Here is a 24,358-nt window from a genome sequence, read left to right as displayed (position 1 = left end):
TATGTCCACATTATGGCACAATCACAAGAATAGTTATCGAGAGCATAAAATTATTGGTTGGCAGGACTGGCTCATTCTTATAGTACTTATTATTGGTGGGCTTCTCATGTTTTCGCCTTTCATTGTTATTTTGCTAAATTCTTTTAAGACTGCAGCAGATTATAATACCTATGGAGCGTTAGCCTGGCCAAAACAGTTCAGTCTAACAGGTGTAAGAACATTTTGGGAACAGTCTAATTTTCCTCAGAAAGTTTTTAACTCAGTATGGATCAGCTCTTTTGTAGCTGTGGCTGCTGTTGGCCTATCTGTGCTAAATTCCTTTGCCTTAGGGATTGGCCGCGTTAAGGGAAGAAACTGGATTATTTTGCTTATCATGCTTGCTAACATGATGCCGCAAGAAGCGTTATTATATCCTTTATATGTTATGTTCAAGGAAATTCATCTCTATAATTCCCAATGGGCGATCATTGTCATTTTCACGGTTATTCAAAGTGCTTTCGGTACCTATTTACTCTCCTCAGTTTATGGGACGTTCCCCAAAGCTATTCTCGAGTCTGCAGCGCTGGACGGGGCTAACCGATGGCAAATTCTTAAAGACATTGTATTCCCCATATCTCGTCCAACTCTGAGTGTTATGCTAGTGTTTTTCTTTATATGGACTTGGAATGAGTACATGATTCCAATGGCATTCTTGATTGATAATTCAACTCAAACTGTTCCCATAGCGGTCAGCGCACTGAGCGGAGATAAGCTTATGGATGTTACGACTACAGCAGCCGCCTCTCTTCTAAGTATTATACCAACGCTTATTTTCTTTCTTATTTTCCAAAGGACTTTGTCTCGCGGTATTACTGCAGGGGCGGTGAAATAATGAAATTTACTAATGGTTATTGGCTTACTCAGCCTGGTGTAAAGGCATTGTATGCTAGACAAGATTATGAAATTGCCGTCACCCGTGACGGAAAGGGCATAGAAATTCTCGCACCTGCTGCTTCGGTTCATGGACGGGCAGATACTCTTAATCTTCCAACTTTTGATGTGACCATTACATCTCCAGCCCGAGGCGTGATTCGTATTCGTGCTCGGCACTGGGACGGACAAAATGATATTCCAGGTTTTCCTTTGAATGGCGATCAGCCCGATAAACAGAATTATATTCATGTCACTCAGTCAGGAAATACTGATGGAGAGGTTGGCAGCGATGGTTCATTTATTAGTCTTTCTTCAGGGGATTTGACCGTTACGGCAATCAAAGGAGAACCTTGGAATCTTTCCTTCACATCGCGCGGCGCTGAATTAACTCATTCAAGTGGAAAATCTTTGGCTCATTTTACTCTGAACCCAGAGGCTACGGTGACTTCCTCCCCGGTGGGGGAATTCGGAGCAACTCCTACAGGTAAGGCCTATGATGAGTCTCCAACTTATATGTCAATTCAACTTGCATTGGCTGTTGATGAGCTCGTTTATGGTTTTGGGGAGCGATTTGGAGCGTTTGTTAAGAATGGGCAATCCATTGATATATGGAATGCGGATGGTGGAACGTCCAGTGAGCAAGCGTACAAGAATATTCCTTTCTATATGACCACTCAGGGATATGGGATTCTTGTCAACAATCGCGGACATGTATCGTTCGAGGTGGGGAGCGAAAATACAGAGGCAGTACAGTTTTCTGTTCCGGGAGAAACGCTTGATTTTTGCATAATTGACGGACCCTCGCCAAAACAAATCCTCAGTAGATACACGGCTTTAGTTGGTCGTCCTGCGAAGGTGCCGGCGTGGTCATATGGATTATGGCTTACTACATCGTTCACTACCCAATATGATCATAAAACAATCAATTCTATGATTGACGGTATGCGCGACAGGGGGATACCCTTAAGCGTCTTTCATTATGACTGTTATTGGATGCGAGAGTTTAGATGGATGGATTTTACCTGGGATTCCCGCTTTTTTTCTGATATTGAGGGCACTCTTGCGCATCTTAAGGGAAAGGGGCTTCATATATGTGCGTGGGTAAATCCTTATATTGGACAAAGGAGCGAACTTTTTCAAGAAGCAAGAAGAGAAGGATATTTAGTTCGCAAATCCCAAGGTGATATTTGGCAGACTGATTTTTGGCAGGCTGGCATGGGCCTTGTTGATTTTACTAACCCCTCTGCACGCCAATGGTTTAAGACTAAAATCAAGCATTTGCTATCTCAGGGTATTGATGCAATTAAAACCGATTTCGGCGAACGAATTCCTTCACATGTTTCCTGGTATGATGGTTCTTCTGGCCAAGGGATGCATAATTGGTATACTCAACTGTATAATCAGACAGTATTTGAGGCCCTAGAAGAGACATATGGAAAAGGGCAGGCCGTTCTTTATGCTCGTTCTGCAACTGTTGGTGGGCAGAGACAGCCAGTGCATTGGGGAGGTGACTGTGAGTCAACTTTTAATGGTATGGCGCAGAGCCTTCGTGGCGGTTTGTCTTTATCTTCTTCTGGATTTGGTTTTTGGAGCCATGATATTGGTGGCTTCGAAGGTGCTATTCCTGACTCAGCTGTTTATAAACGTTGGGTGGCATTCGGGCTACTTAGTTCGCATTCCCGTATGCACGGATCAACAGTGTATAGGGTGCCATGGGTGTTTGATGAGGCTGATAAGAAAAAAGGGATAACTAACTCTTCAAGCCAGACAGCGGTTGCTGTTGTACGTAAATTTACTCTTCTCAAACTTTCTCTTATGCCTTATTTATATCATGTTGGTTTACTTCCTGCTGAGGAAGGAATACCTGTGATGCGTAGTATGTTTATGGAGTTCCCTGAAGACAGAACAGCTAGAATACTGGGAACTGAATATATGCTAGGACCATCATTGCTTGTTGCACCGGTCTTCACCTATTCCGGAGATGTAAATTACTATCTTCCTCGTGGGAGATGGACAAATTGGTTTACTGGAGAAATTGCTGATGGAGGGCGTTGGAGAACTGAGAATCATCCTTTTGACAGCATTCCCTTATGGGTAAGGCAGGAAAGTATTATTGTCACTCAGCCACGAGCAAAGACACCTGATTATGATTATACCGTAAATCCTCTCGTATCTGTCTTCGAGATAGGTGATAATCCTGTGATAGCTACTGTAACTAATTGTCTTGATGGTAAAAAGATCACTTTTACTGCCCAACGTAGTGATGGCAAAACTATCATTGTGACAAGATCGGATGGAAATCAATTTACCGCAAGACTGGGGTCCTGTGGGAAAATCATCCAATCAAGTGGCGGGAAGGTTATACTGAGGTAAGACTTATTTTTTCCTTATGATTCGATTGTCGCTTTGCCTGAGAGCAAAATTTATCCCAGGCAAAGCGCAATTCAGGAATAGTAGTGCCTGTAACTGAGGAAATTATTATATCTCAGAACTTAGTAGCAGTTGTTGCGAAGATCGAAAGACTCGGATCGAAATAAAGAATGAGAGTTTATTGAGATACTTGCTAGTGGTCTGATCTACCAGACAGAATAGTTCATATAACCTTGTTTTGCGAATGAAGTTGTATGACCATGATTCCTGGTTATAGTCAATTAGATAATGATCTGCATAGGAGCTGAAGATCGTATATCAGTTGAAGTATCTTTGCTCTTTCTCTGGGAGGGATAATTTTTTACAACAAGAATATAGCGTAATTACAGTTAAATTTGGATGTATATAATAAAAACTGATTTAAACTCTACAAGTACGAAAGTGAGATAATATGCAAAGCCGCGATTATGAGAGTACTGTTCAGGCTGACGATAATCAAGTTGGTGATGAGCCGGAAATTATGGTGTTGCCTAACAATCCTGATTTAGTTGGTGAGGTCGATTATACCCCAAATATTCATTATCGACCGGATAAAGATGTATCTATGGATGTGGTTGTACCCATGGGGGCCAGTCAGAAGGGGGCACATCTGCCTGCGGTTCTTTTTATTCAGGGCAGTGGGTGGACAACTCCTAATCGCCTTTACGCCATACCGCGCCTTCTGCAGTTGGTCAATCGTGGTTTTGCTGTGATCAGTGTTGGCCATACTGATAGCTGTAACGGTTCACATCCTTTCCCTGAGTTTTTGCTCGATGTTAAATCTGCTTTGCGTTATGTTCGGCTACACAGCAATCAGCTGCATGTAGATCCAGGTCGGATTGGGGCCTGGGGCACATCGTCAGGTGGAAATACTGCTTTGCTGCTGGGGATGACTCAAGGGGATCCACGCTATGAGGATTCAACAAATCCCGGAGCACCAGATGTCGTCAATTTTGTTGTGTCTTGCTTTGGGGTAGCGGACCTTGAGGGCATGTTGACCGGGGAGAATCCACAACTTGCTCGAGCGGTCTGCGGCTTATCTGAAGAGGGGAGCCTGGTTACGGAAGTGGCTTTGAAAAGGGCACACGACATGAGTCCTCTGCGAATTCTGAATGAAGGAACCTCCTGCCCTCCGACCCTTCTCCTTCATGGTGACAGCGACAATCTGGTCCCTTACAGCCAAACTTATAATCTTTATAAACGTATGCTTTCTCTGGGCAAAGATGTCAGCATGGTTCGAGTAAAAGGGGCGGATCACGAGGGGGACTTTTGGAGCCATGCAGTTACAGACGCGATCATTGAATTTATTGTCAGGCAGTCTAAGCTGGTTTTCTGACCTCAATCGTTGTGCTGCGTATCAATCATTGCATCGCTGTGTCACGATGTCACGATGTCATTGTGCCCGGCAGGAAACTCCGCAATCTGGAATACTTTCAAAAAGATAAATGATTTTGCATAGGCAAGCCATGAGAATCCTAAAAGGAGAAAAACGATCCGTACATAGCTGGTATAGATAAAGAGAGCAATGGCTGCGATATCTATAGCAGCCAAAGCTAAGGTAAGTCTGCAAGATGTCCAGGGCAGAAGAAAAGAGTTCTTCATTGTTTTCCAGAAGTTATTGTCATAACGAGCTTGAAGAGGGTAGTAATATTCAAATGTAATAAGAAGAAAGAAGGAGGCAATAATGAGGATTGGCAAAGCAAGACTGCTGGAAGCTGTTTTTTGATGAATCCAAAAGAAGAAAGCAAAAATACATGCTGTAGCCAGAATGAGAAAGATAAGAGAAGAAACCAGAGCTTTAAAGAACTCGCGGTAAAAACGTTTCAGGTATTCTCTTCCCAGATTGATGTCCTCATCATTGTGATAGGCAAAAATAGTGCTATAGAGTGCTGCACGTGCTGGACCAATGGTGACTACTGGGACAAGGGTAATGATGAAAAGAAGATTAAGAATAAAATATCGTACACATAGAGACATGAACTGCCAGAATGGGCTGTTGATATTAAAATGCATGCTGCCTCCTTGGCAGTCTTGTTATTCACAACGATGTAATCCTAGACACTCAGCATAGAAAACAGATTTGACAGAGAGAATAGCGGGTGTTATCTTATTTATAAGTTTATAAATAAGAGTCAATGACAACGGCGATTGATTCTTAGTGACAGATGTTCATTGAGCCTGCGCTGCTGCAGCTGTTCAAAGGAGGACAAGGCAAACGATGAGCGAGAAAGTGTCCGCGTCGGATGAACTGAAACCGAAGACAGACAGGAATGCTATGCTTCACAGCATTCGACTGTGGCTGATGACGGTTCCCTTCCTAATTTTGGCAGTACTTTTCTGTTATCTTCCACTTTTTGGATGGATATACGCTTTTTTTGATTATCAACCTCCGATTCCACTGTCAGAGAGTAAATTTGTTGGACTCCAATGGTTTAAAATGCTGGTGGCTAACCCTGCCCAGTTGCATGCTATTGGTCAGGTTCTCATTAACACTTTTGTTATGAGTGGACTTAATATTTTGACTTCTTTCTTTCCACTTATCTTTGCCATAGCTCTGAATGAGATTCGGGCAAAATGGTTTAGAAATCTTATTCAGACTTTGACAACTCTGCCGAACTTTATTAGTTGGGTTCTGGTTTATTCAGTAGCCTTTGCCATGTTTTCTTCGACCGGTATGGTTAACGAGCTCCTGCAAAATATGCACTGGATCAGCCAACCGATCAAATTCTTGGATTCGGACTCGCTGACCTGGGTCAAGATGCTTTTATGGGGAATATGGAAGGGGTTGGGCTGGGGATCAATTCTCTATCTCGCAGGTTTAGCCGGTATTGATCAGGAACTCTACGAAGCAGCGCAGGTTGATGGTGCAAATCGTTGGCAACAGATTATTCATATAACTATTCCACAGCTATTGCCAACATATTTTGTACTTCTTATGCTGTCTATTTCTAATTTCCTTAATAATGGCATGGATCAATACTTTGTTTTCCAGAATGCTTTTAATATGCAGCATATTCAGGTTCTTGACCTCTATGTTTACAATATCGGCATTGGGCAAAATTCTCTTTCCTTGGCCACAGCCATTTCTATGCTCAAGTCTCTGGTCAGCGTCTTCCTTCTCTGGCTTGTTAATTGGTTGTCTAAGCGGACACGCGGGGAATCCATCGTCTGAACGCGCTCTATCGCACGTTTCTTCGTTTACAGATAGATTATGTAATTTGTATTTATAACAAGGAATTATTGATTATCATGAACGCAAATCAAGCAACTACAGGCAGAAAGATAAAAGCTGGAGTAGCACCAGCTATGAGGAGAACCAAAGGTGAGAGAATTTATAATATTTTTAACATTATTTTCTTCTCCCTTTTTGCATTCATCTGTGTGTACCCCTTTTACTATCTGATTATTAATTCAGTTTCGAACAATTCTTTATCTGCTGCCGGTGATATTAAATGGTTTCCTCGTGATCTACATCTGCAAAACTATAAAGAGGTATTTGCTCTCGAAGGCCTTGGGAACGCAGCTTTTATCTCTTTAGCACGAACTGTCATAGGGACTGCTCTGACTGTTATTGCCAGCGCCTTTTTGGGGTTCATGTTCACTCAGAAAAAGATGTGGCATAGAACATTTTGGTATCGATTCATTGTCATCACCATGTACTTCAACGCAGGGATCATTCCTATGTTTATAACCATGAAAAACTTGGGTCTAACCAACAATTTCTGGGTATATGTTCTGCCAGCGATTGTTCAACCTTTTAATATTATTCTGGTTAAAACATATATTGAATCTATTCCCGCAAGTTTGCAGGAGGCGGCAGAAATAGATGGGGCAGGAACTCTGACAGTATTCAGGAAAATCATCCTTCCAATGTGCACTCCGATTCTTGCTACAGTAGCAATTTTTTCAGCGGTAGGGCAATGGAATTCCTTCCAGGATACTCTCATCTACATGACTGATTCCAAGCTCTACTCCTTACAGTATCTCTTGTATACATACATTAACCAGGCCAATGCTTTGGCGGCCTCAGTCAAGGCAACGGCAGGAACATCCTTCAACGTTGCCGCCTTGGCTACTCAGCAAACCCCAACATCGATACGTATGACTGTTTCGGTTATTGTTGTATTGCCTATTTTATTCGTTTATCCCTTCTTCCAGCGCTATTTTGTCAAAGGTATGATGCTTGGTGCGGTGAAGGGGTAAAACCCTCAAAAAAGTTCATAAGGAAAAATAAAGAAAGGCAGGACATAGAATGTCCTTCAAGAAAAAAATCACTGCGGCAATCGCCGCAGTTGTGTCAGCAACGATGCTGTTCAGCGGCTGTGGTGCTGTATCCTCAGAATCTGGCAGCAAAGAGAAAGACGATGGTTCACTCATGACCGTCGATGTTTACGATGATTTGGCCAATTACCAAGGTATTCAAAAAGGATGGTTTGCTAAGATCATCAAGGATAAATTCAATATTAAACTCAACATTATTGCTCCAAACGTTGCAGGAGGCGGCAGTACTCTTTTTGATACCCGATCTACTGCAGGAAACTTGGGTGATATTATCATTACAGGTTATGGCTCGGGTCGTGGCTCCAAACTGGTGAAGGCCAAACTTATTTCTGATATGACTCCTTATCTCAATGATATGTCTAATATTAAGAAGTACGCTGAGGCTGAGCAGGCCTTAAACAAGGCTATAGGCCAGAAATCGGGTGTGTGGGGTATTCCGGGATCTGTTTCTACTCGTAAACCAACAGTGGCAGGCGAAGGGTTGGAGCCTACGTTTGGTCCCTATGTCAGGTGGGACATTTACAAGAAAGTAGGCTATCCTCACATGGATACTCTGGAAGATCTGGTTCCCGTTCTAAAGAAGATGCAGGATGAGGCCCGTAAAGAAAGTGGACGCAAAGACATATATGCCATGAGTCTCTTTAAAGACTGGGATGGCAATATGATGAATAATGCAAAACAGCCTGCTTGCTTCTATGGCTTTGATGAAATGGGTTTTGTCCTTGCAAAAGCAGATGGTTCTGAATACCAATCCATTACTAAGAAAGGCGGAATCTATGAACGGGTTTTACGTTTTTTCAATAAGGCTTACCGCGCTGGTCTGGTCGACCCAGAATCTACCACTCAAAATTATGACACCATGAATTCAAAATATAAGGACGGGAAGGTTCTTTTCTCCTTCTGGCCCTGGTTGGGGCAGGCCGCCTATAACACCACAGAGCATAAGGCTCAGGGTAAGGGGTTCATGCTTGCACCTATCAAAGATATGAAGATTTTCTCTTATGGAGCGACTCCTAATGGTGGAACAACAGCAATTTTCTTAGGATCTAAAACTAAGAATAAGCAACGTCTGGTTAAGTTTATCGATTGGCTCTATTCCACAGAAGGCGTTTACGATTCTGGAGCTCAGACAGGTGGAGCTGCTGGCCCCAAGGGTTTAAATTGGACCATTAAAAATGGGCAGCCGATTTTAACGAAATTCGGTGAAACTGTTCTCAGCGGTGCCAACTCTAATGTGCCTGCTTCTTTTGGGGGAGGTTCATATTCAGATGGCGTTTCGGCTTTGAACTATCCAACAGAAATAGTTAACGATATTGATCCTGGAACCGGTCAATCCTTTAACGCTTCCATGTGGCCAAGTGAGTTGAAAAAGACTAATGCTAATCCTCTGACTAAAGATTGGCAAAAGCATATGGGAGGTGCAAAGACAACCATGGATTATCTGGAAAAGAACAAAATGATCCTGGTGGCTCCTGGCGCAACCTATACTCAGCCTGATGAGGATTCCCAAATTTCCACTCTTCGGGGATCGGTGAAGACTCAAATAGTGAATGCTTCCTGGAAAGCATCCTTCGCATCAAGTAATTCTGAATTTACCAATATTCTTAACACTATGCGTAATACTGTTCAAGGCTTGGGAATTGACCAGGTAATGAAGGTAGATATGCAGAATGCCAAGGACCAGAATACTGCTCGAGTAGCAATTGCACAGCAGTATAAGAGCAACTAATACAAGAATATAGAGAACAAAAAGTGGCAGAAGCGTCTGCAGAGCTAGATGCTTCTGCGGTGGCTGTACCCTGTCCGGGAAATGATAAGGCGGGGTACAACCACCACTTATTGCAAGGTAGCAGTGGTTGTTCATGCTTATTTTTCCTCAACAATCGCGTATTGTTTTTGCTGGTGATTCTGTGACAGATTCTGGGCGTGACTACTCAGCAATACCAGGAGGATGGGGCTTTGGAAATGGATATGTCAACCATATTCATAATCTTTTATGCGCCACCTATCCTCAGCTGTCATTGATTACAATTAATAAAGGGGTCAGTGGGGATGATATTCAGCTTCTATCTGAACGATGGGAAGAGGATATTGAGAAGGTACATCCGGATTATATTTCCATCATGGTGGGGGTTAATGATGTACTTCCACGGTTCGACTGGCCATATCGTGAGAAAACAAAGAGCGATCTGGAAGAATTTGCAGCCATTTATAATAACCTTCTGAAGAAGAGCCGCAAGGATTTGCCTGATTTGAGAGGATTCATCATCATGGGGCCAGCAATTTTTGAACCCTGGGAACAGGAACCTTTTCGCCTAAAACTGTCCCAGTATGCACACGTTTGTAAGCAGCTGGCTCGACGCTACTCAGCACTGTATGTAGATACACAGACAGCTATTGACACCTATCTGAAGAGACAGCATCCCTATACAGCCAGTCCCGATCGAATTCATCCTACAGAACGTGGAGCAATGATCATCGCCCGAGCATGGTTAAAAACTGTTGGATACAGCTGGGAAGGAGAGGTCTCTTGATTAATTTAGACACTATTGATGCAACAGTATCTCGTGGACCTTATTCAGACAATTGGGAATCCCTGAGCAATGCACAGACTCCTGATTGGTTTCCCAAGGCTAAATTTGGCATCTTCACTCATTGGGGTCTCTATTCCATCCCTGCGTATCGGAATGAGTGGTACCCACGTAATATGTATATTAAAGACCACCCTGAATTCAGATATCATCAGAAGACTTTCGGCAAGCAGTACAATTTTGGTTATAAGGATTTTATTCCGCTTTTTACTGCAGAGAAGTTTGATCCTGATCAATGGTTAGACATTTTTCACGATTGTGGAGCTCGCTACTATTTTCCGGTCAGTGAACACCATGATGGCTTCCAAATGTATAAAAGTGACCTTTCTGTTTGGAATGCATATCATATGGGACCACATCGCGATCTTTTAGGAGAGCTTCGGAAATCCACCCTAACCCACGGTCTTCATTTTGCTACATCGAATCATCGAGCTGAACACTGGTGGTTTATGGGAAATGGTCGAAATATTCATTCTGATATTGGCCCGGGTCAGAAAAGAGGCGATTTCTATTGGCCAGCACAACCAGAGCCCGAGGACCAATTTGATTGGTGGAGTCGCCCCTATCCGAGCGAAGAATTCCTTAATGATTGGCTTTTGAGGGTCTGCGAGATAATAGATAATTATTACCCGGAACTTCTCTATTTTGACTGGTGGATTCAGCATGAGGCTTTTAAGCCATATATCAAGAAATTAGCGGCATTTTATTATAACCGGTCTGTTGAGTGGGGGCATCCGGTGTCGATTTGTTACAAGGATGATAGCATGGCCTGGGGTAGCGGAATCGTTGATGTTGAACGTGGTGGAATGAATATCTCTCAGCCATTTGTGTGGCAAACTGACACATCTGTTGCCCGTAATTCGTGGTCCTATACCAATAATTTGGACTACAAAAGCCTTTCTGAGTTGCTCTCTATTCTGATTGATACTGTCAGCAAGAATGGCAATATGCTTCTGAACGTTGGCCCTAAGGCAGATGGAACAATAGCTGAGCAAGATCAAGATTTATTGGCAGGGATAGGAGCGTGGCTCCGGATAAATGGGGAAGGAATTTATAATACTAAGACTTGGAAAATTGCTCAGGAGGGGCCGACCGTTCCCATGTCAGGCGCTTTCTCTGATCAGAGTAGACAGGAATGGTCCTCTCAAGACTTTAGGTTTACTGCCCGAGACGGAGCTGTCTATGCTTTCTGCCTGAATCCTCAAGGTAAAGAATTTCTCACAGTTACTGCTTTTTCCCGCCATCGTGACAGTCGCCGATCGGTATTTCACGGTATTGTTAAGAAAGTAGAACAGCTGGGATTCGGGTCTGTTGCTTATGATCGCCGAGATGAAGGTATGATCATAAAGCCTCACTACTCAGTAAGTACCGGTGCTTTGAATCGGCTAGGGTCAGACATCCCTTTAGGATTCAAGATCACCCTAGAGTGATTCTTTTTTCTCTGTTTATTCAATAGTATGTGTAATGTGTGAAAGAAAATGATATGACTGTTATTACTGATAAAAATCGGCAAACTGCCGCAAAGCTTCTTACTCAGCTTACATTAGATGAAAAAATCGACATGATTCATGGAAACGGTCTTTTCCAAACAAAGGGAGTACTTCGCATGGGTATTCCGCCTTTAAAAATGAGTGATGGGCCCATGGGAGTGAGACAGGAATTTTCACAAGAAGCGTGGGAAGGTATTTATAGGGATCGAGATTGTGCTACATATTTGCCTTGCGGCAGTGCACTTGCATCCACCTGGAATCCGAACCTTGCTTTTAAGCAGGGGCAAGTCTTGGGACAAGAGGCTAGGGGAAGAGGAAAAGATATAATATTGGGACCCAGCGTAAATATTAAACGATGCCCTTTGAGTGGACGGAATTTTGAATACCTGTCGGAAGATCCTTATCTGACTGAGCAGATGAGTCTTCCTTATATCAAGGGTGTACAGGAATCGGATGTTGCTGCCTGTATCAAACATTTCGCCGCGAATAGCCAGGAAACTGACAGGCTGATGGTTGATGAGTCTATCAGCGAGCGAGCTTTACGAGAAATCTATCTGCCTGTTTTCAAAACAGCAGTAAGAGACGGGGGAGTTTTAAGTCTTATGGGGGCTTACAATTTGGTAAATGGAGAACGTTGCTGTGAATCAGTCACTCTGCTTGACAATATTCTGCGTGAAGAATGGGGTTTTAACGGGGTCGTAATCTCTGATTGGGGTGGTGTTTTTCGTACAAAAGAAAGTGCTGAAGTGAGCCTTGACATTGAGATGTCTGTCAGCAGTAATTTTGACGATTATAAGTTTGCTCGGCCCCTAAAGAAGGCAATTGAAACCGGGAAAATCCCTCGGGAAACTGTTGATAAAAAAGTTTTTCATATTCTTTGTCTCATGGATGCTCTGCATATGCTTCCTTCTGCTAATTCTGATAGGAGGACAGATATGTGTGAACCTGTGAGGAAAGTCGGTTCGTATTCTACGCCGGAGCATCGTATGGCAGCGTTGGATATCGCAAGAGAATCTATCATCCTTCTAAAAAATAATAATTCTTTGCTGCCCCTTAAACCTAACCAAATTGATCGTCTTCTGGTCATTGGTGCCAATGCCGATAGGACACATTCTCAGGGAGGCGGCAGCGCGGAAATCAAGAGTCTATATGAGGTTTCGCCTTTGCTAGGTTTATGCGGTCTTTTAGGAGGTCAGACTGAAGTCACCTATCTGCCAGGTTACGAGGTCGGAGAATCTCACCGGCAAGATCAGTCATGGCAGGCAGAGAGTCTGAATGATGGTACGGCTGGGCAAGATTTAGCAACTGGATCATCGCTTGCTTCCCGGCAGCTTGCAGATGAGGCGGTAGCACAGGCAGCAAAATGTAGTCATGTGCTTTTTATTGGCGGATTAGATCATGATTATGACTGTGAAGGCGTAGACAGGAAGTCTATGAATCTGCCATACGGACAGGATGCTCTTATTGAGCGGCTGTTGGAAGTCAATTCTCGAACGATACTCGCTTTTGTCGGAGGATCTCCTGTTGCAATGCCCTGGGAGGATAAAGCCCATGCTATTGTCTGGAGCTGGTACGGCGGCTGCGAAGCAGGAACAGCTCTTGCCGAAGTGCTTTTAGGACGAATAAATCCTAGCGGGCATCTGCCTGAAACTTTCCCCCTGGAAACTCAGGACTGCCCGGCTGTCTCCATAGGAACGTTCGGGGAAAAAAGACAGGTAGCTTATTCTGAAGATATTTATGTAGGATATAGATATTATGAGAGTAATCATGTTCCAGTCCGCTTCTGTTTTGGGCACGGTTTGACTTATACACACTTTGAGTATTCTGATTTGGATGTGAGTACTGACAGTAGGGCAGCAGACCTTACTTTCAGCGTGACTAATACAGGGGAAATGGCAGGTTTTGCACTTCCCCAGGTGTACCTGTCCTTAAGGGCTACAGGTGAAGACCGGCCAGAGAAAGAATTGAAGAAATTCACTAAAATCTATCTGAGACCTGGACAGCGGCAGGATATCCACCTGGTATTGTCCAAGAATCAGGCTTTACGTTACTGGAGCCTAAAGTCAGGTCGATATGAAATTGCCCCTGAAGCTTCGGTATTCGTGGGTGAATCAGTACAGGATATTAGGCTGTCAGCGGAAATTAAGTAGTAAACAAGTACAAAGGAGTAGTCATGAAATTTCTTGACGGTGATTGGCTGGTCAAAGAAGGGTACAGTGTCAAGTACGCAGCCAATGTATACGAAGCTTCACTCGAAGAAGGGAAACTGACACTATATTGTCCTTTTACTGAACCCATTCATCATCCTGGGCAGACCCTTGACGGAGGCATTCTGACTATTGAAGTCACTAGTCCCCGGCCAAATATTATTACGACCAGATTGATTAATTTCAGGGAAGACCGGCGGTCTCATCCTGCCTTTAGTCTTAACGACACCCATCCTGCAGTTATCATTACAGAAAATGACTCCGGCTGGACTTTTACTTCCGGGAAACTGAGCCTAACCATTGCCTCAGGCGATACTATTGATTTTTCTTACCGCTATGATGGCACCCTGGTGGCACATTCAGGCTGGCGTGCCAAAGCACTTATCACTGATCCTCAGGGAGTTCTTCATGTGTCTGAACAGCTTGATTTAGGGGTCGGCGAAAAAATCTACGGCTTAGGGGAACGGTTTACCAACTTTGTTAAAAACGGGCAGAGTGTAGAAATCTGGAATCGGGATGGGGGAACAGGCACAGATCAGGCCTATAAAAATATTCCCTTTTATCTGAGCAACCGAAACTATGGTCTTTTTGTTGACAGTCCCGGTGATGTCAGTTTTGAAATTGGATCAGAAAAAGTGTCCCGGATACAGTTCTCCTTGCCTGGCCAGGAGATGACATATTCAGTCATTGGAGGCGGTAATCTCAAGGAGATTCTGAATACATATACAGATTTGACAGGCAAACCCCCTCTCCTTCCTGACTGGAGCTATGGTCTGTGGCTGTCCACTTCTTTTACAACAGATTATGATCAAAAAACAGTTATGAGGTTTGTTGATGGGATGAGTGACAGAGGAATACCGTTGTCTGTCTTCCATTTTGACTGCCGTTGGATGAAAGAACTTGAGTGGTGCAATTTTGAATGGGACAGAGACAAGTTCCCCAATCCGCAAAAAATGCTGTCTGATCTTCATAAACGGGGGATCAAGGTCTGTGTCTGGATTAACCCTTATATTGCTCAGAAATCTCCTCTGTTTATTGAGGGGGCAAAGAAGGGGTACTTTATTCATCGTAAGAATGGGAAAATCTGGCAATGGGATAAGTGGCAGGCCGGAATGACAATTGTTGATTTTACAAATCCTGCTGCAGTGACCTGGTATCAGAACAAGCTGAGAAATCTTATGAAGCAGGGGGTTGACTGCTTTAAGACAGATTTTGGGGAGAGAATCCCCACAGATGATGTGGCCTATTATGACGGATCCGATCCGAAAGAAATGCATAACTATTATGCTTACTTGTATAATAAAGCTGTCTATGATCTTGTTGCTCAGGAAAGAGGAGCAGATCAAGCCATTGTCTTTGCCCGGTCTGCTACCGTTGGGGGACAGAAGTTTCCTGTCCACTGGGGCGGTGACTGTTCTTCGAATTATCCTTCGATGGCAGAGTCCTTGCGGGCTGGTTTGTCTTTTGGCATGAGTGGATTTGGGTACTGGAGTCATGATATTGCTGGTTTTGAAGACCGCCCGAGCCCGGATTTATACAAGCGATGGACTCAATTTGGACTTCTTTCTTCTCATTCACGGTATCACGGTTCCACTGAATATAAAGTTCCCTGGCTTTATGGGGAAGAAGCTGTGGAAGTTACCCGGGAATTCACTAAGCTCAAACTGTCTCTTCTGCCTTATCTGAAAAGAATGGCTCAGGAAACTCACGAATCAGGAGTTCCCATGATGAGGGCCATGGTTCTGGAATTTCCAGATGACCATTCCTGCGAAGATATAGACACCCAGTACATGTTGGGGGATGACCTGCTGGTTGCTCCTGTTTTCCGGAAGGATGGGACTGCAGATTTCTATGTGCCTGATGCTGGCGGGAATCAGGCCGGCAAGCCCTGGAGGAATATTCTTACAGGCCAGGAATACGAACCTGGAAAATGGCACAAGCAGCAATTCGACTATCATACTTTGCCTCTTCTGGCCCGTCCTGGGACGAATCCCTGCAGTGACAGTCAGTCCTCCTGCGGCCAGGTTGAAAGGGAGCAGAAGTAAGAGTCATGACCCTCTTTAATTGTGTGCCCGTTCATCGGATGGCTTCTGGTTTCTACCCGGATCCATCAGTCTGTACTATGGTTGATGGATCCTATCTGGCAGTATCAAGTTCGTTTGAATATTTTCCCGGTTTGGGACTCCATATCAGTTGTGATGGTGTTCACTGGACTTATGTAGGTGCTGCTTTAACACGGCCTGACCAGTTCCCCTATGAGGCTATGGGGAATAGTCAGGGGATTTTTGCCCCAACAATAAGATGCTACCGGGGAACCTATTACCTTATTGCGACCAATGTGAACAAAGGTACCATGATCCTAATAGCTGACAACCCGAAGGGCCCCTGGTCTCAGCCCCTGTGGATTGAAGATTGGCCAGGCATTGATCCCAGCTTATTTTTTGATGATGATGGTACGGTTTATATCTGCGGGAATGAGTCGGGCAGGGAAGAAGAGGCAGGTATCTACTTGTCTCGTCTGGATATTCATACGGGTAAGATTCTTTCGGCCCGCCTGAGAATTTGTTCGGGAATAACGGGGTCTAATCCTGAAGGACCGCATATGTATAAGCGTGAGGGAATGTATTACCTGGTTTGGGCTGAAGGGGGTACTGAATCTGGTCATATGGAAAATATTGCCCGTTCTACCAGCCCCTGGGGGCCTTATGAGTTTTACCCCGGTAATCCCCTCATCACTAACAGGAGTACGCATCTGACACTTCAGGCCATTGGTCACTGTGATTTTGCTGATTTTGATTCTGACAGAACTCTTATGGTTTTTCATGGGACCCGCAACAACGATGAATATCCTGCTCAGGGCTGGATTGGCAGAGAGCCTTATGCGACCTGGATTACCTGGAAAAACGGGTGGCCTGACTGTTCAGACCAATCCTATACTTGCTCATTCAACGGGGATGGGCAGGCTCTGGAAGAGAGGACGGACTGGGTTACTCCTGGTATTGATTCACAGCACCGGTATCAGGTGTGCCTCTGCGGCTTTGGGGACCAGGACGGCGGCAGAAACAATATCTATAATGCTGTAATTCATGCGATTAACCAGGATTTCTCTTTGGCAGCCGGGCCCCCTCTGATTGGTTTCAGACAAACAAATCCTCGATTTTCGTGGTCAGCTACTTTGAACACTATCTGGCAGGATTTGGATAGGCTGCAAGGAGACACGTCTGGCAATCTGCTGAGGGCCGGACTGGTTCTGTATGCAAATTCTCATTTTTATGTTGAGCTTTCTGCCTCGGCTCCCCAGGGCTCCCGGCAGGGTAGAAACACCAGGGATATTCGTCTCCTTGTCCATCAGGACGGGCTGATCTCCTTGGTGGGATCCTGCTTAGTTTCCGGACATACTCCGCTTAACTTCACCGTAAAGGGAAATGATAGAGGCTTTGATTTTTTTGCCGGAGACACACTTACCGGATTGAAGGACCTGGGATTTGTCCCTGGCCGTGTCCTTTCCTTTTCCCACGCCGGAGGCTTTACGGGAACAGTCCTGGGGCTTTTTGCTCATGGAAAAGGTACAGCAGAATTTAAGAACATTTCATACACAATTGAGTAAGGAATATTAGATGTATCAAAAAAATAATGAGGTTTGCAACCCTCTCACAGATGAGAAGGGCTTCCTTTTCGGGGGAGATTGGAATCCCGAACAGTGGCCGGAGGAAACATGGGAAAATGATCTTCGGATGCTTGAGGAAGCCCATATCAACGAGGCAACAATCAATATTTTTTCCTGGGCACTATTGCAGAGCCGGGAGAATTCTTATAATTTCACCATGCTCGACAAGATTGTTGGCCTCTTGATAAAACATCATTTTTCTATCATCATGGCAACATCAACTGCTGCTTTGCCGGCTTGGTTAGTTAATCAATATCCAAATATATTGCTTACTGATGTCACAGGCAGGCGGCATGTTTTTGGAGGAAGGCATAATTTCTGCCCCAACAATCCTGATTTCCGACGTTTATCTTCACAATTGGCAGGGCTTTTATCACAGCGATATGGAACGATTTCTGGTTTGAAAGCATGGCATGTAGGCAACGAATATGGAGGAGGCGGTAGCATTTGCTACTGCGAAACCTGTGCTCGAGCCTTTCGGACATGGTTAAAAAAGAAATATCATAGTCTGGAAGAGCTCAATCGTCGGTGGGGTATGAACTTTTGGAGTCATACAATCACTGACTGGGAACAGATTATTCCTCCGGTTTCATATGGGGATGGGATAAGTGGCGATAAAAGCGTTATTTCCAGCCTGCTGATTGAATATAGGCGCTTTCAGAATGATTCTCAGCTCGCGTGCTTTTTAGGAGAAAAGGAGGCAATCCGACAGTTTGATTCTTATACCCCTGTTACCACCAACTTAATGGGATCATTCAAGGACTTGGATTACTTCAGCTGGGGGCCACAGATGGATCTGGTCAGCTGGGACAATTATCCCGGAGCAGATATGGAGCCCAGCTACACGGCCATGTGCCATGACTTGATGAGGGGAGTATCTGCAGGCAAGCCCTTTCTCTTAATGGAACAAACCCCCAATCAGCAAAACTGGTTTCCCTTCTGCAGAGTGAAAAAACCTGGTGAGGTTAGAGCTCTAAGCTGGCAAGCTGTGGCCCATGGGGCGAATAGCGTCCAATTTTTTCAGCTGAAACAGTCTTTGGGCGGCTGTGAGCGTTTCCATGGTGCCGTTATTGGGCATGATGGCACGAATCAGTCGCGTACTTTTAAGCAGATAGCCAGCCTGGGAGACGAGGTCGGCAGAATCAGCCCGGTAATCAGCGGTTCTGTCAATCATTCCCGTGTTGCGGTGATGTTTGACTGGGACAATTACTGGTCTCTGGAAGCCTGCGTAGGGCCAACGTCAGGCTTGTCTTATCCTCAGGAGGTGCATCGTTTTTATAAGACTCTTTACCGGCTGAATCTATCGGCAGATATAATTCCCAGTATGGCTGATCTATCAGCTTTGGAGAAGTATGATCTGATTCTGGCCCCGTGCTTAATAATGGTGAAGCCGGGAGTATCTGAGGCTATAGAAGAATATGTGAGCCAGGGGGGAACTTTTATTACCTCGTATATGTCTGGCATTCACAATGAGGATGATCTGGTAATACCAGGCGGTTATCCGGGTCCCCTGAGGAGACTGACCGGTATATGGGCTGAAGAAATGGAAGCTTTTGCTCCCGATGAGGCTGTTGCTGTGGTGAGTACGTCTGACAAGTTCCCGCAAAGCGGGAAAGGAAAAACTGTTGCCTCGCTCATTAAGCTAGAAACTGCGCAGAGCCTGGCAGCTTACGGAGGAACCACTTTTTATACCGGAACACCTGCAGTTACTGAGAATAAATATGGACAGGGAACTGCTTACTATGTCGGCACCGCTTTGGATGACTCTTCAGCATATGCTTTTGTAAAAGGTATTGCTGACCGTCTGCAGCTGCCATACCTGTCTTCCTGCCCTGGAATAGAGATTTCTCATAGGTATCATGACAAGACGGGAGAGGATATCCTGTTTGTCATTAATACCAGTGATCACAGTAATTCGATATCTGGGGACCTGATAAAAGGATACAAAATACTGACTGCCGGGGCAGAACCTGATTCTGGCCAGCAAGCCTGTGATACTGGTCATCAAGCCTCTGGTGTTGGTCAGTATGCTTCTGGCAGATCAGACTTCCGGTATGAGAACCATAAGCAGGGCGACATACATCTAGATCCCTTTCAGGTGATGATCTTATCGTCACAGAAGTGAGGCAGGAATCTGCGTGAAACAGAGATCTGTTAAGCAGAAAGTATCTTCAGCTGGCTTAGACCAGCTGAAGAAAACTACTTTTACTCTTCAGAAGCAAAGTGAAGGCTTGTACTGTCTAGACAGCCCTGATCCGGGGAAAATTCGCTGGGATCAAGACAGCCTTTCCATTCGCTTTCAGGAAAGATAAGATCACTGAATCGGGCCCATTCATCCAGTAAACTGATGGAGCTGTCAGCCAGCCACCGATACTGAAGACCATCCATTGCGGACATTGCCAGGGTATACAAATCATAGAATTTGCGCTCTGTATAACCTTCCGGCAAAGCCCAGGTCATAGTTTTTATTAACTTCCAGTATTTCTGGTGACGATTTATAAAATAAGTATGGGCAGGATGCTGAGGATTCAAAGCTTCACCCATCAAGGTCGAGAAAAGTTGAACCATCTGGGCTCTTTTAGTGTTGTACATGACGATGTTCAGACAGTAGCGTGGGTAGTAAAAAGAGGTGTGACCGCAGGAGTCTGTAGCTGATGCTGACTGGGCATTGAATCTATCTGCTTCTGGGGTATCGTATGCTTCGGTTAGCAGCATCTCCAGAAGATCATCCTTGGTATTGATATAGTGATACAACCCAGCTTCAGTGATTCCTGCCTCATCCGCAACATCTTGGAGGGACATTCCCCAAAAACCCTTTTGGGCAACGACTTTTAAGGTTCCCTGGATGATTCTTTTACGTCTTTCGCTGGGGCTCATCCTTTTGCGTTTCGTTCTTGTCGAGGAAGAACGAATTTTGCGAGGCTTTACTGTTTCTATGAGTGATGGGTCTGTTACTTTTCCTGCTGATGTTTCAAAAAAAGGCTGCCAAGCGCTGATTACCACTTCTAATAATCCTTTGCTAGATTCATCTCTACGGTAACAAGGCGGTAAGATTTTTACGATTCAAAAGTGCGATTCAGCCAGTCAATTGCCAAGTGTGGCCAGATCTGGATAGCAGGAACCAGAGGACCCTGCCCTCCCCAAGCTGTCTCTTCTGTTCCCAAAGCGAGACCATGTCCCCCAGCGGGGAATAAATGTGCTTCGATGCTTGCTCCTGCCTTTTTGCAAGCCTGAATCAGGCTGAGTGTGTTTTCTACTGGAACAGTGTCGTCAGGCATGGTATGCCAGACAAAGATTGGTGGTGTGTTTGAATCGACATGTTTTTCAATAGAGAGCATATCCAGCAGATGATTATTTGTTTTCTGAGCACCTAAGAGGTGATTAATACTTTCCTGATGAGTTAGAGCGCCAGTTGTAATAACTGGGTATCCTAGAAGAAGGGCATTAGGTTTTACCTGGATGTTATCTCGAGCGTGCTCTCTGATAGCCTCGTTGCCCGAAGATGTAGCCAAGGTAGCAGCAAGATGCCCTCCTGCTGAAAAACCCATGAGAGCTACGTGATCTGGATTGAGGTGCCAGATCTGGGCATTACGCCGAATCAGAGCAAGTGAATCTGCCACTTGAAGTAGGGAAGTGGGATAGATCGAAGGATAAACAGAATATCGCAGAACAAATGCTTGGTATCCGGCTGCTGCAAATTGAATAGCAATAGGTTCTGCTTCCCTGTCAGATGTCATTTCATAGCCTCCACCGGGAAGAATGAGAATTGCCGGCCGATGTCTGTTCATGTCGATTTCGGGGCTGTTATCAAGAACATATCCATATAAATCGGCTTGAGTATTATCAATACCTGTAATTTTTTCGTGTATATAGTGCATGGTGCATTCAATCTATATAAGCTCTATTAATTTAACGCTAGAACGTTGCTTCTACCATAAGAGAAGAATTTGCTTGTAGAGAAGAATCTGACTGGGCCATAAACTCAGACAGTGTTGGAAAGAGAGGGATAGTATTTCCTCGTATCTTCTGTCCGTTGATTTTTAGGCTTCGGCTTCCTGTTCGTTTTAAGTTGATTTTGTACATATGGCCTTGGTAGGTTCTGTTGATAGATATAGATGTAAATGATTCAGGCAGATGAGGATCGATAGTTAAACCATGCAAAGTTGGTCGAATTCCCAATAAGTACTGAGAAACATTCAGAAAATTCCAGGCCGCAGCTCCAGTCAGCCAGCTATTTTTGCCCTCTCCGGGGCAAAAAGACTCTGGCCCGGCAACCATTTGACAGTAAACATATGGCTCGACCTTGCGAATATCTGATTTATCTTCCAGATAGGCCGGGCAGTTGTTCTTGTAGACAGCAAAAGCTTCGGCATCTCTGCCGATAAGTGCATTTGCAATGGATATCCAAGGGTTATTATGGCAGAAGATTCCACCATTCTCTTTATATCCGCAAGGATAGGTGCTGATTTCTCCTAGTTCAATGTGATAAGTCGTGTACGCAGGTTTCAGCATGGCAGTTCCCCATTCACTGGTTAATTTATTGGATACAGAACTAAGAGCTTGAGTCGCCTTTCCATTTTCAATACCTATGCCTGCCATGACGCACATCCCCTGAGGCTCAATGAAAATTTGGCCTTCCTTATTCAAGTGCGATCCAACCGGATGAGACTGAGCATCGTAAGCTCTCAGGAACCAGTCTCCATCCCAGCCTGAGGTCTCAATTGCCGTCTTCATCTCATCAATAGCGTGGCCCACTTCCCGTACCTCTTTGTTTGCAAGTGCTTGATCCCAGCCACTTGGTAAATGCTTTAGAGATGTGCTCCTGTTTAATAGATAAGTTTGAATAATATCCAGATACTGATTTCCATATAAGACGAACATACCAGCAATAAAGACGCTTTCAGCAATACTACTATCTTTGTTTTCCACAGTCTGGAAACTTTCTCCCGGCTGAGAAGAAAAGCAGTTGAGATTGAGGCAATCATTCCAGTCGGCTCTTCCGATGAGAGGTAATCCATGTGGTCCTCTGTGAGATAGAGTGAAGTGGATTGATCGTCTGAGATGTTCCAAGAGACTGACCTGGCTTCCTTTCTGGTTGTTGAAAGGGGTAGGAGTAGACAAAATACTGCTGTCACCGGTTTCCGCAAGATAAGCATAAGTAGAGGCAACCAGCCAAAGAGGGTCATCATTGAAGCCTCCTCCAATATCGGCATTGCCTTTTTTGGTTAGAGGCTGGTATTGATGCCAGGCAGATCCATCGGCGAGTTGGGTCGATGCGATGTCAATTATTCTCTCTCGGGCTCGTTCGGGGATAAGATGGACGAATCCCAGGATGTCCTGGTTGGAGTCTCTGAATCCCATTCCGCGGCCAACGCCAGATTCAAAATAAGAGGCTGAACGCGACATGTTAAAAGTCACCATGCATTGGTATTGATGCCAAACATTCACCATTCTATCCAATTGTGCATCGCCTGAATGAAGGTGAAAAGTAGTGAGAAGGTTGGTCCAGTAGTCCTTGAGCTGCTGTAATGCTTTGATAACTTTTTCTTCCGTATCAAACTTGTGGAAAAGATCATGAGCAGGTATTTTATTGATAATTCCAACTTTACGTGGATCATCAGGATCTTCCCACTTTTCGTCTTGTTCCAGTTCAATATAACCTAATAAAAAGACCAGATTTTCTTTTTGCCCTGGTCCCAGCTTGAGGCGGACATGATGTGCTGCAATAGGAGCCCATCCATGAGCGACAGAATTCGTGGATTTTCCCGTTTTAATAGTTTGGGGGCTATCCCAGCCATTGAATTTGCCCAGGAAAGAATCTCGGTCAGTGTCAAATCCTATGTCATTCTGGTTTGAAGCAAAGAAAGAGTAATGATTACGACGTTCTTTGTATTCTGTCTTGTGGAAGAGAAATGTAGATCCTGGAGTTTTTTCTATCTCTACTTCTCCCGTAGACAGATTGCGCTGGTAGTTGGTGGAATCATCTGCTGCGTTCCACAGACACCATTCAACCGCTGCTGTAATATCAATTGTTCGAGTGGAGTTTTCGGTATTCGTAATTGTCAGGAAATTGATCTCGGCGTCCGCACCTTGGGGAACGAAAACTGTCAGACTACTGCTGATTCCTTTTTTTGTTGTTTCAAACACTGAATATCCAAGACCGTGACGGCACCGGTAAGTATCTAAAGTATTTTTAGCGGGGAGGAAAGTCGGAGACCAAGTTTCAATCGGCTCCGCATATTCATCATCCGGACAGTCGTCTTTCATAAGACTGATATAGTAGCTGCGGGCTCCGTTGTCAGCGGGTACCCCATTATACCGGTAACGTGTAATGCGTCGTAGCTTGGCATCCTTATAAAATGAATACCCTCCCCCGGTATTCGAAATAAGAGAGAAAAAATTTTCATTTCCAAGATAATTGATCCAGGGGAGCGGAGTTGTAGGAGTGTCGATAACATATTCTCTGGCGTTATCATCAAAGTGCCCGTATCGCATAATATTCTTTTTCCTTTCATCCGCTGCATTGCGGCTGTCGAGATGAGTAAGAAGTTTGGAGTTTTCTTTACAAGATTGCTCGTATCTTAGCTTATTGTCTGTTTAGTGTCGTTATATGTCAACAGTGCGAAGAATAGAGCTAATCTGTTTCTCAATAAGGATATCTCTTATTTATGACTTTATAAATAAGAAATTGTCATGGACAGACATGTGATACCCTAGATATACTGGAAATAGATAGGCGAGGGGGAGTATGTTTTCCGCAAAGTTAGCTCTTTCCTGGTGATCAGGCAGTCCACTTTTCCT

16 protein-coding genes are annotated in these 24,358 nt (G+C 44.5%); 12 read left to right on the top strand and 4 right to left on the bottom strand.

Going from position 1 to position 24,358, the window contains the following annotated elements; translation table 11 throughout:
• The first annotated feature begins 1 nt into the window (after position 1).
• The 3 genes from SCIP_RS06170 (at position 2) to SCIP_RS06160 (ending at position 4,657) form a co-directional block, all read left to right on the top strand.
• Entirely contained in the window at positions 2 to 871 is an 870-nt protein-coding gene (locus SCIP_RS06170; RefSeq protein WP_006293578.1) for a carbohydrate ABC transporter permease, read from the top strand.
• The gene (gene yicI / locus SCIP_RS06165) at positions 871 to 3,285 is read left to right on the top strand and encodes an alpha-xylosidase (RefSeq protein WP_006293580.1); all 2,415 of its coding nucleotides are present in this window, start codon (positions 871 to 873) and stop codon (positions 3,283 to 3,285) included. Before SCIP_RS06170 ends, yicI (SCIP_RS06165) begins: the two co-directional genes overlap by 1 nt.
• 448 nt (positions 3,286 to 3,733) lie before the next feature.
• Positions 3,734 to 4,657 carry an alpha/beta hydrolase gene (locus tag SCIP_RS06160; protein ID WP_006293581.1) on the top strand — a complete coding sequence of 308 codons (924 nt, stop codon included), beginning with the start codon at positions 3,734 to 3,736 and terminating at the stop codon, positions 4,655 to 4,657.
• 41 nt (positions 4,658 to 4,698) lie between these two features.
• Here SCIP_RS06160 and SCIP_RS06155 read toward each other — a convergent pair whose 3' ends face one another.
• Complete coding sequence (locus SCIP_RS06155) at positions 4,699 to 5,334, bottom strand: YesL family protein (protein WP_006293582.1); 636 nt, start codon at positions 5,332 to 5,334, stop codon at positions 4,699 to 4,701.
• Between the two features lie 262 nt (positions 5,335 to 5,596).
• Here SCIP_RS06155 and SCIP_RS06150 point away from each other — a divergent pair, with 262 nt between their 5' ends.
• From SCIP_RS06150 to SCIP_RS06110, 9 genes are all read left to right on the top strand, one after another.
• Positions 5,597 to 6,493, top strand: coding sequence for an ABC transporter permease (locus SCIP_RS06150; RefSeq protein ID WP_407695026.1), 897 nt, complete (start codon positions 5,597 to 5,599; stop codon positions 6,491 to 6,493).
• 77 nt (positions 6,494 to 6,570) lie between these two features.
• Positions 6,571 to 7,524, top strand: coding sequence for a carbohydrate ABC transporter permease (locus tag SCIP_RS06145; RefSeq protein ID WP_006293584.1), 954 nt, complete (start codon positions 6,571 to 6,573; stop codon positions 7,522 to 7,524).
• Between the two features lie 49 nt (positions 7,525 to 7,573).
• Positions 7,574 to 9,331, top strand: coding sequence for a type 2 periplasmic-binding domain-containing protein (locus SCIP_RS06140; protein WP_006293585.1), 1,758 nt, complete (start codon positions 7,574 to 7,576; stop codon positions 9,329 to 9,331).
• A 133-nt stretch (positions 9,332 to 9,464) separates the two neighbouring features.
• Positions 9,465 to 10,136 carry an SGNH/GDSL hydrolase family protein gene (locus tag SCIP_RS06135; RefSeq protein WP_006293586.1) on the top strand — a complete coding sequence of 224 codons (672 nt, stop codon included), beginning with the start codon at positions 9,465 to 9,467 and terminating at the stop codon, positions 10,134 to 10,136.
• Positions 10,133 to 11,623 (top strand): alpha-L-fucosidase, encoded by a 1,491-nt coding sequence (locus SCIP_RS06130; RefSeq protein WP_006293587.1) that lies wholly within the window; start codon positions 10,133 to 10,135, stop codon positions 11,621 to 11,623. The genes SCIP_RS06135 and SCIP_RS06130 overlap by 4 nt, the downstream gene beginning before the upstream one ends.
• Before the next feature lie 38 nt (positions 11,624 to 11,661).
• Positions 11,662 to 13,833 carry a glycoside hydrolase family 3 C-terminal domain-containing protein gene (locus SCIP_RS06125; protein WP_231851921.1) on the top strand — a complete coding sequence of 724 codons (2,172 nt, stop codon included), beginning with the start codon at positions 11,662 to 11,664 and terminating at the stop codon, positions 13,831 to 13,833.
• Between the two features lie 23 nt (positions 13,834 to 13,856).
• On the top strand, positions 13,857 to 15,935 hold the full coding sequence (gene yicI, locus SCIP_RS06120; protein ID WP_006293589.1) for an alpha-xylosidase: 2,079 nt from the start codon (positions 13,857 to 13,859) through the stop codon (positions 15,933 to 15,935).
• Positions 15,936 to 15,940: 5 nt separating this feature from the next.
• Positions 15,941 to 17,497 carry a glycoside hydrolase family 43 protein gene (locus SCIP_RS06115; RefSeq protein WP_040591287.1) on the top strand — a complete coding sequence of 519 codons (1,557 nt, stop codon included), beginning with the start codon at positions 15,941 to 15,943 and terminating at the stop codon, positions 17,495 to 17,497.
• Between the two features lie 10 nt (positions 17,498 to 17,507).
• Complete coding sequence (locus SCIP_RS06110) at positions 17,508 to 19,682, top strand: beta-galactosidase (protein WP_006293592.1); 2,175 nt, start codon at positions 17,508 to 17,510, stop codon at positions 19,680 to 19,682.
• Positions 19,683 to 19,762: 80 nt separating this feature from the next.
• On the opposite strand, the gene SCIP_RS06105 is transcribed toward SCIP_RS06110, so the two are convergent.
• From SCIP_RS06105 to SCIP_RS06095, 3 genes are read right to left on the bottom strand one after another with little or no spacing between them, the layout of a single operon-like run.
• A complete protein-coding gene (locus SCIP_RS06105) occupies positions 19,763 to 20,560 on the bottom strand; it encodes a TetR/AcrR family transcriptional regulator (protein ID WP_006293593.1) in 798 nt (265 codons plus the stop codon).
• A 53-nt stretch (positions 20,561 to 20,613) separates the two neighbouring features.
• Positions 20,614 to 21,435: an alpha/beta hydrolase gene (locus SCIP_RS06100; RefSeq protein ID WP_006293594.1), complete on the bottom strand. Its 822-nt coding sequence runs from the start codon at positions 21,433 to 21,435 to the stop codon at positions 20,614 to 20,616.
• Between the two features lie 37 nt (positions 21,436 to 21,472).
• Complete coding sequence (locus tag SCIP_RS06095; protein ID WP_006293595.1) at positions 21,473 to 24,052, bottom strand: GH36-type glycosyl hydrolase domain-containing protein; 2,580 nt, start codon at positions 24,050 to 24,052, stop codon at positions 21,473 to 21,475.
• Between the last annotated feature and the right edge of the window lie 306 nt (positions 24,053 to 24,358).

It is taken from the genome of Scardovia inopinata JCM 12537 (assembly GCF_001042695.1).
GTDB lineage: Bacteria > Actinomycetota > Actinomycetes > Actinomycetales > Bifidobacteriaceae > Scardovia > Scardovia inopinata.
Note: the sequence above shows the minus strand (reverse complement) of the source record. Positions and strands in the feature narration are given on the sequence as shown.

Excerpts from the sequence above, each read along its gene's own strand:
- SCIP_RS06170 (WP_006293578.1), top strand. The coding sequence starts at position 2 with ATGTCCACATTATGGCACAATCACAAGAATAGTTATCGAGAGCATAAA.
- SCIP_RS06135 (WP_006293586.1), top strand. The coding sequence starts at position 9,465 with ATGCTTATTTTTCCTCAACAATCGCGTATTGTTTTTGCTGGTGATTCT.
- SCIP_RS06100 (WP_006293594.1), bottom strand. The coding sequence starts at position 21,435 with ATGCACTATATACACGAAAAAATTACAGGTATTGATAATACTCAAGCC.
- SCIP_RS06150 (WP_407695026.1), top strand. The coding sequence starts at position 5,597 with ATGCTTCACAGCATTCGACTGTGGCTGATGACGGTTCCCTTCCTAATT.
- yicI (WP_006293580.1), top strand. The coding sequence starts at position 871 with ATGAAATTTACTAATGGTTATTGGCTTACTCAGCCTGGTGTAAAGGCA.
- SCIP_RS06140 (WP_006293585.1), top strand. The coding sequence starts at position 7,574 with ATGTCCTTCAAGAAAAAAATCACTGCGGCAATCGCCGCAGTTGTGTCA.
- SCIP_RS06115 (WP_040591287.1), top strand. The coding sequence starts at position 15,941 with ATGACCCTCTTTAATTGTGTGCCCGTTCATCGGATGGCTTCTGGTTTC.
- SCIP_RS06110 (WP_006293592.1), top strand. The coding sequence starts at position 17,508 with ATGTATCAAAAAAATAATGAGGTTTGCAACCCTCTCACAGATGAGAAG.
- SCIP_RS06160 (WP_006293581.1), top strand. The coding sequence starts at position 3,734 with ATGCAAAGCCGCGATTATGAGAGTACTGTTCAGGCTGACGATAATCAA.
- SCIP_RS06145 (WP_006293584.1), top strand. The coding sequence starts at position 6,571 with ATGAACGCAAATCAAGCAACTACAGGCAGAAAGATAAAAGCTGGAGTA.
- yicI (WP_006293589.1), top strand. The coding sequence starts at position 13,857 with ATGAAATTTCTTGACGGTGATTGGCTGGTCAAAGAAGGGTACAGTGTC.
- SCIP_RS06095 (WP_006293595.1), bottom strand. The coding sequence starts at position 24,052 with ATGCGATACGGGCACTTTGATGATAACGCCAGAGAATATGTTATCGAC.
- SCIP_RS06155 (WP_006293582.1), bottom strand. The coding sequence starts at position 5,334 with ATGCATTTTAATATCAACAGCCCATTCTGGCAGTTCATGTCTCTATGT.